The sequence below is a fragment of the Planctobacterium sp. R6 genome, assembly GCF_055755215.1.
Genome location: NZ_JBVTQY010000035.1, coordinates 1 through 12,024 on the forward strand (window position 1 = coordinate 1; position 12,024 = coordinate 12,024).

At 46.4% G+C, this 12,024-nt stretch carries 13 protein-coding genes; 9 read left to right on the top strand and 4 right to left on the bottom strand.

What is annotated here, in order from left to right; all coding sequences use genetic code 11:
- On the top strand, positions 1-168 hold a 168-nt coding region (locus tag AC0J20_RS18010; protein ID WP_473021722.1), incomplete at its 5' end, for an IS3 family transposase.
- A gap of 221 nt (positions 169-389) precedes the next feature.
- Here the strand turns inward: AC0J20_RS18010 and AC0J20_RS18015 are convergent.
- The gene (locus AC0J20_RS18015) at positions 390-935 is read right to left on the bottom strand and encodes a helix-turn-helix domain-containing protein (RefSeq protein WP_473022780.1); all 546 of its coding nucleotides are present in this window, start codon (positions 933-935) and stop codon (positions 390-392) included.
- Between the two features lie 145 nt (positions 936-1,080).
- On the opposite strand from AC0J20_RS18015, the gene AC0J20_RS18020 reads away from it, so the two are divergent.
- From AC0J20_RS18020 to AC0J20_RS18035, 4 genes are all read left to right on the top strand, one after another.
- Entirely contained in the window at positions 1,081-2,265 is a 1,185-nt protein-coding gene (locus tag AC0J20_RS18020; protein WP_473022819.1) for a benzoate/H(+) symporter BenE family transporter, read from the top strand.
- A 101-nt stretch (positions 2,266-2,366) separates the two neighbouring features.
- Entirely contained in the window at positions 2,367-2,888 is a 522-nt protein-coding gene (locus AC0J20_RS18025; RefSeq protein WP_473022782.1) for a DUF2975 domain-containing protein, read from the top strand.
- A 22-nt stretch (positions 2,889-2,910) separates the two neighbouring features.
- Positions 2,911-3,120, top strand: a complete 210-nt coding sequence (locus AC0J20_RS18030; protein ID WP_473022783.1) for a helix-turn-helix domain-containing protein — start codon at positions 2,911-2,913, stop codon at positions 3,118-3,120.
- A gap of 192 nt (positions 3,121-3,312) precedes the next feature.
- Positions 3,313-3,642: a hypothetical protein gene (locus tag AC0J20_RS18035; protein WP_473022784.1), complete on the top strand. Its 330-nt coding sequence runs from the start codon at positions 3,313-3,315 to the stop codon at positions 3,640-3,642.
- A gap of 112 nt (positions 3,643-3,754) precedes the next feature.
- On the opposite strand, the gene AC0J20_RS18040 is transcribed toward AC0J20_RS18035, so the two are convergent.
- Both AC0J20_RS18040 and AC0J20_RS18045 read right to left on the bottom strand, forming a co-directional pair.
- Positions 3,755-4,630: an alpha-amylase family protein gene (locus AC0J20_RS18040; protein WP_473022785.1), complete on the bottom strand. Its 876-nt coding sequence runs from the start codon at positions 4,628-4,630 to the stop codon at positions 3,755-3,757.
- 3 nt (positions 4,631-4,633) lie between these two features.
- Entirely contained in the window at positions 4,634-5,164 is a 531-nt protein-coding gene (locus AC0J20_RS18045) for an alpha-amylase family glycosyl hydrolase (RefSeq protein WP_473022786.1), read from the bottom strand.
- A gap of 387 nt (positions 5,165-5,551) precedes the next feature.
- On the opposite strand from AC0J20_RS18045, the gene AC0J20_RS18050 reads away from it, so the two are divergent.
- From AC0J20_RS18050 to AC0J20_RS18065, 4 genes are all read left to right on the top strand, one after another.
- Positions 5,552-7,369, top strand: a complete 1,818-nt coding sequence (locus AC0J20_RS18050; RefSeq protein WP_473022787.1) for a family 31 carbohydrate-binding protein — start codon at positions 5,552-5,554, stop codon at positions 7,367-7,369.
- 77 nt (positions 7,370-7,446) lie between these two features.
- Positions 7,447-8,523 carry a hypothetical protein gene (locus AC0J20_RS18055; protein ID WP_473022788.1) on the top strand — a complete coding sequence of 359 codons (1,077 nt, stop codon included), beginning with the start codon at positions 7,447-7,449 and terminating at the stop codon, positions 8,521-8,523.
- A gap of 64 nt (positions 8,524-8,587) precedes the next feature.
- Positions 8,588-9,220 (top strand): hypothetical protein, encoded by a 633-nt coding sequence (locus AC0J20_RS18060; protein ID WP_473022789.1) that lies wholly within the window; start codon positions 8,588-8,590, stop codon positions 9,218-9,220.
- Entirely contained in the window at positions 9,204-10,712 is a 1,509-nt protein-coding gene (locus tag AC0J20_RS18065; protein WP_473022790.1) for a hypothetical protein, read from the top strand. The genes AC0J20_RS18060 and AC0J20_RS18065 overlap by 17 nt, the downstream gene beginning before the upstream one ends.
- 16 nt (positions 10,713-10,728) lie before the next feature.
- Here AC0J20_RS18065 and AC0J20_RS18070 read toward each other — a convergent pair whose 3' ends face one another.
- Complete coding sequence (locus tag AC0J20_RS18070; RefSeq protein WP_473022791.1) at positions 10,729-12,021, bottom strand: sensor histidine kinase; 1,293 nt, start codon at positions 12,019-12,021, stop codon at positions 10,729-10,731.
- Positions 12,022-12,024 lie beyond the last annotated feature (3 nt).

Genomic DNA, 12,024 nt, shown 5'->3' on the forward strand with positions numbered 1-12,024 from the left:
ATCCACAAAGATGGCCCATGGAAAGGGCTGGAGCAAGTTGAACTTGCCACCCTAGATTGGGTTGACTGGTTCAACAATAAGAGACTGCTACAACCTATCGGTGATATTCCACCTGTTGAATATGAAGAAAACTATTATCGACAATTAGGCGAACATGCGGCAGCATAACTCAAACAAATCCGCCTTCGAATTTACCGGGGCGATTCAATTTCTGTTCCTCTATCCTGATTTCACTTTCCATTGTTACAAGCTGAGCGTGCCATCAGCGTTATTAAAGAATTAACATTATCCTTACAATGCATAAAGAATAATTACCCAAAAATATCCATACTCGATGATAACCCGATGATTTTTATGGTAATAAAGTTATGAAAAAGATTAAAAAACAATCAGCTGTTAACTGGATAACAAATGATATTTTGAAAAACCACGGTGTCTGAAAGTGCTTTGTAACCGTGTGCCTGATCACTGAAAAAGCGCACGCTGTTTCCGGTGTTAAACGTATGCCACTGATCATCAAAAAACAGGGCAAGTTCGCCTTGTAACACATGAACGTGTTCGATAACCCCTACGTTATGTGGACCAGAGCGTTGTTCGTGATACTGCGTCAGGGTGATTTCAAACATTTCCATACCGGAATCTGGCTGGTATGGGAACAGTGTTTTTACTCGCATGTTGCCGTCATTTGGAAAGGCACGTTCACTACTTCGCAATTCCATGGGGGTGGCAAAAAATGCAGAAAATGAGGACTCCAAACCGCTGGCAATTTTCCATAAAGTGGCGATGGTGGGGCTGGATTCCTGACGCTCAATTTGTCCCAGCATGGCTTTGGAAACACCAGTGAGTTTTGCCGTGGCATCAAGGCTCAAACCTTTCTGCTGACGCAGGGATTTTAAGTGTTGGGCAACTTCCTGCAAAAACTGTTTTTCTTTCATGATGCTTTTAAATTTGACTGATTTTTAAAATCTGCTGTTGTTATCGCTTGTGCGCTATAGCGTCCGGTGTTATTTTTGTTTGTGCGTAATAACGCACGAAGCATAGCATTATCCAACTCTTTTCAACATAGCAGCTTGCTTAAACATTGAGGTTTTGATGAACAATACAATCAGGAACAGTCACATCTCTGCTGGTTTTACCGCGGTACTGGTGGGCTATACCAGCTCTATCGTTATCATTATTCAGGCTGCGACAGCACTGGGAGCCAGCGCACAACAGACTGAAAGCTGGTTGTTGGCGCTGGGACTTGCCATGGGGCTAAGCTCCATTGGGTTGTCCTGGTATTATAAAACGCCCTTGCTGACCGCCTGGTCCACACCGGGAGCGGCTATGTTAGCGGGGGCCTCGTTTAATTATGAGATGCCGGTAATTTTGGGGGCATTCGTAACAACCGGGGCGATGGTGTTTCTGACCGGCTTGATTCGACCTTTGCGGGACCTCTTACAAAACGTACCACCCGCCATTGCAACGGCAATGTTGGCGGCCATTCTGTTACCTTTTTGTCTCAGTAGTTTCGCTATTGCTGAATCCGATACACTGAGTTTTGTTTTGATGTTCAGTGGCTTTTTACTGGCAAAACGCTTTGTTCCAAAATACGCAATGGCGATCCTGTTGCTGCTGGCGCTCATTATTACTTTTAACGGAGTAAATGGCTTCGGCATAGGGTTAGGCGGGCAGGGGATTAGCACCGAACTGGCTCAACCTGTCTGGATTACCCCTGAGTTTGACTGGTTAGCTGTGCTGAATTTATCTTTACCCTTATACCTGGTCACAATGCTTTCCCAAAATCTGCCAGGCATTGCTATGCTGAAAAGTTTTCAGTATCAGGCACCGGTTAAACCTGTTTTACTCGGAACCGGGTTAACTAACATGCTAACCGCACCTCTTGGGGGATTTAGTCTCAACCTGGCAGCAATATCGGCGGCTATCTGCATGACTTCTGATGTAGATACTGATGCAAAACAGCGTTATAAGGCTGTGCTTTGGGCCGGATTGTTTTATCTGTTAGCCGGAATTTTTGCTACAACCGTGGTAAACCTGTTTCTGGCCATGCCCGGTGAGGTGATCAAAATGCTGGCAGGTTTTGCATTGTTGGGCACCTTACTGATGTGTTTACAATCGAGTTTTAGTGATGTCACAGCAAGAGAGTCGGCCATTTTGACCTTCCTCATTACCTTATCCGGTATTCAATTGTTGGGCTTAAATTCGATATTATGGGGCTTAATTGTGGGGATTGTGCATTTAAAATTCATGAAGTCTTCCGGTTGAATTAAATTCATCTAGAACCTCTGATAACCTGATTTCGGGCTGTTTATTGTCATACTATCAGTTATTATTCATGGCATGATGATGCTATTGTTGAGAGTAAAATGACACAGAGATTGGCCGGGTTGGTTTCGTGGGGTTGTCAGATAATTTTGGTGCTTTCCCCCTTAATTGCCGCTTACCTGGTGATTGATATTCAGGCTTTTGCTTCGTTAGCACAGCAAACACTGAATCTGGCAATTCAATGGCACGGGGTTACGGATGTGCAATGGTATGCTGTGTGGGCGGCGACTTTCGCTTATTTTTGTGTTGGACTGGCGGGCCTTTATTATTTGCGCAAAGCATTTGTAAACTTTGCCAGAGGCGAGTTGTTCAATCTCGCCAACAGTCGCAATTTGCGTTTGTTTTCCCTGTTTTTACTGCTGCAGTCTTTGTTAAAGCCCCTTCATATTGCAATACTTAGCTTATTGTTATCCTGGCATCACCCTCCCGGGCAAAAGGTGTTATCGCTGATTCTGGGCAGTGATGAGTTTACCATGCTGGCGCTGGCGATTATTTTTTGGGTACTCAGTGATATGTTGGTGAAAGCCAACGCGCTGGAAGAAGAAAATAAGCAGTTTATATAGTGAGATGTGATAGAGAATCGTTATGCCAATCGTGGTAAATCTGGATGCCATGCTGGCAAAACGCAAATTTCGGGGCAAAGAGCTGGCGGCCAAAGTGGGTATCACCGAACAAAACTTATCTTTGCTGCGCACGGGTAAAGTCAAGGGCATTCGTTTTGGCACCCTGGAACAAATCTGCGCCGTCCTGGATTGCCAGCCAGGCGATATCCTGGAATACGTTGCTGAAGAGTAAGCAATTGCTGGTGACGCCTATTTAGGGGCGTAACAAGGTGTATTGTTAGCTAAAATACAGATTTCGGCTATCAATGTGAAAAACTGTACTTTGGTACAGGTTACTTATGATTTTCATCAAGGCATACTTTTTTCTGATAGTTACAATGCAATGTGTTTTTCTGTGGGTTTGGCTGAGAGGTAGGAAAGGCGAATGCACAAAATACTAATCTATTCATGCTCATTATTTAAAGACTGGACAGACGTTGAAGTTCGGAAATGGGAAGCTTACAAGCATCGGGGATTGATGCGATTTTTATTGGTAGAAGGCATGCTTAAATGGGGAGTTATTTCCTTTATTATATTTAGCCTCGCTACGTTTAAGTCTATCACCCTGGAAGCGGAAGAGCCTGTAACCTACTTCTTGTTGAGTTGTTTAGTCTGGGTTATTGCCTCTTTATGTTATGGTGCTTCAGTTTGGAGTGCTACCAACTATGCCTTTCATAGAAAAGCTAAACTTCCCATCGACAATTTAAACGAATAGTTACATGTACTTCAAAGCCAGGGCTTTTTTGCCCTGGTTTTGAATTAGCTATTCTGAAAACAAAAAAGCCCGGAGATAACCGGGCTTTTGGATCATTTCTTAAACAGAATCTTTATTCCATCAGCCACATTCTGGCACCGCGGCCAGGTAGGTAGAACTTATGCCATTGGCTGGTGATGTATTGCACATCGCTGCTTAAGGTGTCGCGGTAGTTGCGATACCACCACAGGTTGTCAGCCTGAGTATCTACCCAAACATCAATGCCATTACCGCACTTGTTGATACCGACTACGCCCTGATGATCGCGTTTAAACAGTATGTGGCAGTCGCTGTGGCTAGTCACCTGCATACCTGAGCCTTGCACACTGTTGTGGAAATCAATCATGCCGGCTATGTCACCGCGTTTGTACATGTCCTGCCAACGACCATTGTCGCCTTTGTCAGCACTTTCATTATGGTCTGAATAAATCATAGGTACACCGCCGTTGCGTCCCAGAATATAAGCATTGGCCAGGAATTCGTCGGTGGGATCTAATATCTGAAAGCGAAACCCGTCATTCAGCGGGATATCGTGGGTAATGCTAAAGGTAACGGCTTGCGAACCTGGCAGTGCCTGCCCATAAGCGCCTGGATCAACTAACTGGCTCATGGAACCACCAAAACCCAGAGCACTGCGCATTTGCGCAAATAGTGGGAAGTCGTATGCGGCGTGGCCCGTGCCACTCATATAAGGAACCAGAAAGTTGTCGTTGTCTGAGTTTCCGGCACCGCTAAAAGTAATCACTTCACCAAATACATGCACGCCATTTTTAATGTTTTGGTCGAATATCGCATTGATGTGATAGTTGGTCATGTGATTAACCGCATCTACCCGAAAGCCGGTTACTCCCATGTTTTTAAGGGTTTGCAGGTATTGTTTTTGTTGCGCCACAATCCAGTTATTTGGGTCCAGGTCCGGTAAGCCTGTATCACCGTTACCACCGCACAAGCGTCAGTATTGTACATGGCCCGGGTTGTTCCAGTCGGTAATACAGCCTGGATCGTGGAAATCCCAAGGGGCGATCAGGTTGTCGGTGAGATCACCAAACAGCTTGATAGAATTGTAATAACTTGCATTCTGAGCATATTCATCCAGCACCAGAGTGCCGGGGTAATTCAGGTCTGAGCGCAGCCAGGCTTCGTTAGCCATGTGGTTAAACACGATATCGGCATAGGTTTCAACACCGACAGACTGCAGCGCCTGTATCATGGCCTGAAAGTCATTGGTGTCCCCCAAAGGATTGTCGATAACACGGTAGTCTTGCGGCTGATATCGGCCCCACCATTCGTTCCCACTGGATTTATAGGCCGGAGATACCAGCACTTTTTTATAACCCAGATTGGCAATTTCCTGAGCTTTGGCGGCTACTTCGGAATATTCCCAGTTAAAGGCGTGGAGGATGACATCTGCCTGGGCGGCCGGCAAATAACATACGGCGGATATCACGATACCCGTGAGTAACTGTCTTAACTTTTTAATCATTTTCTAATCTCAATACTGTGATGTTTAATCCTGGTATCAAAAAAGCGAAGCCGCCGTGTGCACAAGGAAGCGGGACGTTTAATTTTTTGACCGGGTTAAGTCTGACCATTTCTGTACACTATTTGAACCGCATGCATACGTATTCATCACACAAAATTAACAATTAATTAACGTTTGTGTGAAGACAAGGATACTTAACCGTATGTTGTGATTCTTGATAAACATTGGTGGTGCCTGGCAGTCAAGCTGTGATCCGGGGAGGTTATAACGAAATTTTGTAAGTGCTTTATCAAAGTCACCAGTTCTGTTGAGGTGCAAAAAATTCGCCCTATAGTGTGTGCAAATGTTAATTAAATGTTTTTCAGGTGTTAATCGGAAGGGGGTGAAATGCATTGGTTTTACAATATCAGAAAAGTGCAACAAAGAACGGAAATGGTAGGGAAGTTAGGCAACCTCTCTGCGCCGGGACTATTGCTTTTGTGTTGTTTTTTATTTGGTCATAGTGTTAATGCGGCGCCGGAAGATGCAACTTTGGCACCGAACAACGGGGTACTCTTTTCCATCGGTCAGGATGTCGATAGCATCAATGATTATGTCGCTGATTTAGGGCAGCGCCCAGGCGGTGTTGCAAATTATGTTGGCATTGTGCAACTGGATGGGCTGTTTTCTGATGCGGATGCAGGAGCAGGGCGCAACAACGTTGCTGAGTTGGCTGCGGCGTTTCCTGATGCGGCATTAATTGTTGGTGTATCAATGAATAATCAGCTTGGCGCTGTTGTCGCCGGGAATTACAACGCCAATATTGATACCTTGCTGAATACGCTGGCAGGCTATGATCGCCCTGTATATTTGCGCTGGGCCTACGAGGTTGATGGTGTTCAGTGGAACACCAGTCATACCCCCGCGCGCATAAAAAGCTCCTTTCAGTATGTCCGAAATCGAATAGATGCCCTGGGGCACGCCGATAAAATAGCTTTGATATGGCAGGTTTCTTCCTATTGTTACAATCAGTACGAGGATCTGAATAACTGGTATCCGGGCGACAACATTGTTGACTGGATCGGACTGTCTTACTTCTCTCCACAAGACTGCACCAGTCTGAGCCGCGTTCAACAGGCGGCAGAGTTTGCCCGACAGAAAGGCAAGCCACTGTTTATCAATGAATCAACCCCACAGAGATATGACCTGGCGCAAGGCACCTATTCTGCAGACGGCGCAGGCGGCAGTAACCGGGTAAACAAGTCAGGGCAACAGATCTGGAACGAGTGGTTTTCAGGGTATTTTAATTTCATTTTGCAGGATTATGCTGATGTCGTTAAAGGAATAACCTACATCAATGCCGATTGGGATAGTCCGGAGCAATATCGCTGGGGCGGATACAGTAATGGTGTGTTTACCGGTTACACCGAAGGCTATTGGGGAGATAGTCGGGTACAGGCTAACAGCACAATACTGAGCAACTGGAACGCACAAATCAATCAAAGTACTTTTCTCAAAGCGGGAAGTAACCTGTTTACACAGTTAGGTTACGGGGAGAGTAGTGATGGTGGCAGCGATAATGGTGACAGTGGCAGCGGCGACAATGGCAATGGCAGCGGTGATAGCGGGAGTGGAAACCCGAATAGCGAATTTGGCATCAGTTACATCGATACCGATAGTTTTGTGGTATTTCACCGGGACAATGGGTGGACCGGAAACTGGCATTACCTTTGTGTCAACGGGGCATGTTACCCGGGGACACTCAGCAATGGCTATTATCAGTTGCAGTTCGACAACATGACCCTCGGCCAAAGTTACGATATTGAGTTTAAAGTTCAGGATGATGCGCTAAGTCAATTTATAACCAGTGATACTGTGACATTCACAGCCTCGGGGGATGCTGGCCAACCGGGGAATGGCGATAGCGGTAGTGGTTCAGGTTCCGGCGATAACGGTGAAAACCCCGCGACTGAAAGTGATTTTGGCATACGTTATCTGTCTGACAGCCGTTTTCAGATATTTCACAAAGACAATGGCTGGTCAGCCGCCTGGCATTACCTGTGTAGTGATGGCTATTGTGTACCAGGTGCGCAAAGTAATGGTGAATATGTCCGTACGGTAACGAATGCCATCCTGGGGCAATCTTACAGTATTGAATTCAAAGTCGAGGATGCTACGCAGGGGCAATACCTGATTTCTGATGTAGTGACATTTACATCACCCTGATAACCAGGGACAGAGTTTCAATTCATGGGGAAGCTAATTGCTCCCCGCTGTCTAAGTTAACATTAAAAAGGTTTTTTATGAGATTGCTTAAATTTGCAAGATATGGTGCTGCTTACGCCCTGGTATCGCTTGGCGTTTTGTTGAGTTTCAATTTAAATGCGGCGCAATGCCCACCCATTGAACTGGGGGAAAAACATCCCGCTGCCGCAGGTAAAGATATGTCTACTGAGCACACACAACCTTGGTGTGATGCAGTGTGCGTGAATGTGTTGGCCAATGGCACTGCCTGTAGCAATGCTGCAGGTCAGATAGTGACTACCATGGGGGTCTGTAATGATCCTTTGCAGGTGCGTGAATCTATCCTGGATATTGAATACAACCTGTGCATCGACATTGATCAGCAATTCATTGATCAGTCAGGCTATACCGGTCAACCGCCGGGAGTTAATTACACGATATCTGCGGCTGATGCAGCCCTGTATTTTGCCGCTTTATTTGCTGAAGATACGAATAATAATGGTGTCATTGACGGCAATGAGGTGACCACTGCTAAAAATCGAGGTTTAGGTCTGGTGGCAGAGCTGAACACGAATGGTGATCAGATCATTGATCGCAACGAAGCCAGTCAGGCAAAAGGAGCTGATCCTTGTCAGCTATTATCCACCGGATTTAGTTCTGGTTTGGCAACGGACGATATTTTGTCCTATATCGGACTTTATTTGGGGGATCCCATGGTGGACAAGTACGCCGGCGATCTCGAAGAACATGTTAAGAACAATATGCTGGCATTCACCCGCACATGGCAACCCAGTTATTGGAAAACCACAGCAGGCTCAACAATTGGTTCAAACCCCTCTGCGGTAACCGCCTGGTACGATGGACAATACAATGGCAGCCAACGGGTATGCGATCCTGGTTACAATGGCAAATTCAGTCAACTGGTTTCGGCAATGTCCGGAGGCAGTACTGGCGGTGGCAATAATGGCGGCGATACCGGTGGTGGTAGCAACGGAGATAGCGGCAATGGCGATAACGGCAATGGCGGCGATGGCGATTTTCCGGTGAGCAATAATTGCCCCTCTTCACATCCTCATTATTGCGCCAGCACAAACCAATGCTTTACACCGCAGCAAATGACTGACTATTGCTCATAAAGCCTCGAAAGCGTGCAAACAAGGACGTTTGTGCCCGATTGGCTTGGCCTTTTGTTGGTATTAAATGATGCCGCGATCAACTTCTAATCGGCGATTACTGACCATTGTAGGTTCCTCGTTGGGTTTGACCCTTGGCATTTGGTTGGCTGTCGGGTCACTAAAATCTTCCTGTTGCACGGCTGAAACAAGTTCCGTTAGTGCGCCTTTGCCGCTCAAAAGAGCGCAAGTCAATGATGCGGTTAATGTTCAGCGGCCCAGAGCTGATCTTGTGAAAACACCGCGGCATCAGCCTGAGCCTGTTGTGGATATCCGTACCGACGTTGAGGTGCCAATGGTGGACATGGATAAATTCGGTAATTACATCGCAACGCTGGCTGATTCCGGCGATGGTTTACAGCGATTTCTGATTTCAGACTGGCCAGTAGAATTTCCTGGTGTGGTCGTTGCAAATGGTCACGTGGTGGAAGGATGTATGTCTTATCAGTATTTTGTCCGCTGGCCGGGGAGCATCAGTCTGTTGGTTTTAGAAAACAATATTATGCGGCTGTATCATTGGGATTGCCGGTTTAATGTTGAGCTTCAGTCTTACGAACTGGAACCCGGGCCGCTTCCTTCGCAATGGATCAGGCGCAGTGTACGACAAATTCTTGAACACAGTAAATTTACCCGGGTGAATTTAAATGATGAATCGATTTAACTGGCAGGGTTTGGCACTATGCTTTGCATTGGCTTTTATCCAGGTTAGCAGTTCTATGGCGGCTGGTGAGCTTGATTATGCACCGGCTAGTGAGGCTGTCGTACAGAAACAACTGTACCATTCCGGTGGACATTTTTCTGGCGCTGAGCTTTGTCCTGCATCGGCCTTTGATACCATTACTCCGATAGCTTCGCTGCATTCGGTTAATGCAGAGCAGGCGCTGCCGATGACTATCACCGGAGTGGCAGAATTCATTGAACGCCATGACATCATCAGCGTAACAGGCTTGCTCGCACACTTACCCCGGCATTACCGCACACACTTTTCGTTGCTGGAACATACCCGGGCCACTGGGCAAGCTAATCTTGAGTTTCCGCGTATTGTTTTGTTTGGCACTGACGGGCAGTTTTTAATGAATGTAGGTACCAAACCCGATGACCCTACTTATCACCTGTTGGACGTGGCGCAATTACACAGTGAAACAGGTCATTGGGAGTTTTCAGTGTTTGACTTTTCAGGGAGTAAACCAACCTTGAAACGCAATGATCCCAGCTGTCAGGAATGTCATGGCAGCAGCAATGCGCGGCCTGTCTGGGGCTCTTTCTTGGAATGGCCCGGCGTGTTTGGTGACAGCATCATTGATGGGCCGAGGCCGGAAGCTATGCATCACACTCATGCTGAAAAAATCAATCGTTTAATTCAGGGAGACAGCAATTCAGAGCGTTTTTCATTCCTGGTTTGGCGACCGGAATCAATGCGTCGCGGTGGTGTTCGTTTTATTGCTGAACACGATTTCGGACCAGAGTTATTGGTATCCAATCTGGCGATGGGCAGCGCGACAGCCAAGGGGGCATTCAGACGTTTGACTCAGCATCAGGAAACGGCTTACCGCCAGGCAAGAAAAGCACTTTTACTGTCTTATTATCAGTTTCGTGATGCACATCCTCTTCGATTTAGTAAAGTGAATCGGGTTGAGGGCCTGCATGACTGGTTGCAACAGCGAAGGCAGTTAGTAGCGGATTTATTGCCCGCATCCCCACAATCTATTGTACCGCTGGATTTGCAACTTGCAACGTTGGGTCTGAATACTCAGGAGGCTTTTTCACTGGCCACCTTGCACAATAAGGAGCAACCAGCGCCTCTGTGGCAGACTGCATCGGCAGATCTATACGATTTATTGATGTTGCAGGTACTCGATGATTTGCGTCGTGTTGACCCGGAAATTATGGAAATACTGCAACAAGTTGAACCCTTTTATGGTGTTTTCCAATGTCCGGAAACGGTGCAAAATCTGGCGCAACTTATTGATTTTAAAATGTTGCACCTGTTCCAGTTGCAGGGCGAAGCGCGATATCAGGTACATCGGGTGTATTTCCCAAAAGACGTTGATGATGTTTATCAGCAGGTATTTTTACCTGTCGCTGATAAGTTAATTCCGTTACTACAAGAAGCAACTGGGCACCCTCAACAACAAGTAGCAGGTCTTAACTAAAACCATGCTCCACTAACTATATGCAAGGCAGGCTCACCCTGACGCAAAGTCCGCCTTCCTGGCGGTTTTGCAGCGCAATGTGACCGTGATGGGCTTCAGCAATTTCCCGGCACAGCGCCAGACCCAGGCCGCTGCCACTATTTTTGGTGGAATAAAACGGGATCAGGGCCTGAGAAAGCACTGATTCAGACATGCCTTTGCCTTTGTCTAACACTTCAATGACCACGCGGTTCAGCTTTTTCTCCAGACGCAGCGTAATGTCACCAGCTTCAGAACCAGATTCATGAGCATTTTTTAACAGATTTATCAGCAATTGCTCCAGTTGGATTGGGTCGGCGTGAAATACTAATCCTTCGGGGAAGTCAGCATTAAAAGACCATTGTTGTGACAATTGTTCCGCCAGCTTCTCAAATTCAACAAATTGCAATTTGGGCTCCGGCAGTTTGGCAAATTTGCCATAACCCTGCACGAAAGTGACCAGGTGTTTAATGCGCTCTTCGATGGTATTAAATACCCGGTTAAGGCGCTCATCCTGCACTTGCTCAGTGAGTAACTTACCGCTGTTCAACATAGAAGAGATCGGGCCAAGGGAGTTGTTTAACTCATGACTGATAATGCGGATCACCTTTTTCCAGACGGCCACTTCCTGGCGGCTAAGCTCCCGGGTCATTTGTTTTAAGATGTACAACTGATGTTGTTGGTTATTCAGTAAAAACTGGCCTGTGGCCAGATGCCAGGTTTGCTGTTCGTCAGAGTCATTGTTAATACTGAATAACCCCTCCTGCGCCTGGAGTATGACATTGCTGACTGCTTCCGGAGCATTGTTCAGTAGTTCTTCCAATACTAAACCTTCCAGTTTGGTATTGTTGATTTGGAAAAAGTGACGGGCGGCCCAGTTGCTGAAAACCACCTGCTGGCGGTCGTTGATCAGCAATAAAACTTCCGGGGAGTTTTGCAGTACTTTATCCAGCATTAATTCTCGCTGGTAAATCCAGTGTTTTTCGGCTCGGAGTTTTTCGGCGGTTTGATTGTATAATCGGCTCAGATTGCCCAATTCGTCGTTATCATTGTAGGACAACAAAGACGCATATTCGCCATCCAGAAAATTGAGTAACCCGGTTTCAAGTCCTGCCATACCCTGATTAAAACGACGCAGTGCATAGCCGCTTACTTGCCAACAAAAAAACACAATGCCAGTTAACAACAACAGCTTGTTGACAACTTGAGTCTGTAACAGATAAAGCGTCGGAATACAGGCGAACAGAGTGCAACAAAGTACTACCTTTTGCAGTTTTAGTTGTAAATTCATGTG

Coding starts and splice junctions, on each gene's coding strand:
- AC0J20_RS18015 (WP_473022780.1), bottom strand. CDS start 935: ATGAAAGAAAAACAGTTTTTGCAGGAAGTTGCCCAACACTTAAAATCC.
- AC0J20_RS18025 (WP_473022782.1), top strand. CDS start 2,367: ATGACACAGAGATTGGCCGGGTTGGTTTCGTGGGGTTGTCAGATAATT.
- AC0J20_RS18030 (WP_473022783.1), top strand. CDS start 2,911: ATGCCAATCGTGGTAAATCTGGATGCCATGCTGGCAAAACGCAAATTT.
- AC0J20_RS18035 (WP_473022784.1), top strand. CDS start 3,313: ATGCACAAAATACTAATCTATTCATGCTCATTATTTAAAGACTGGACA.
- AC0J20_RS18045 (WP_473022786.1), bottom strand. CDS start 5,164: ATGATTAAAAAGTTAAGACAGTTACTCACGGGTATCGTGATATCCGCC.
- AC0J20_RS18050 (WP_473022787.1), top strand. CDS start 5,552: ATGCATTGGTTTTACAATATCAGAAAAGTGCAACAAAGAACGGAAATG.
- AC0J20_RS18055 (WP_473022788.1), top strand. CDS start 7,447: ATGAGATTGCTTAAATTTGCAAGATATGGTGCTGCTTACGCCCTGGTA.
- AC0J20_RS18060 (WP_473022789.1), top strand. CDS start 8,588: ATGATGCCGCGATCAACTTCTAATCGGCGATTACTGACCATTGTAGGT.
- AC0J20_RS18065 (WP_473022790.1), top strand. CDS start 9,204: ATGATGAATCGATTTAACTGGCAGGGTTTGGCACTATGCTTTGCATTG.
- AC0J20_RS18070 (WP_473022791.1), bottom strand. CDS start 12,021: ATGAATTTACAACTAAAACTGCAAAAGGTAGTACTTTGTTGCACTCTG.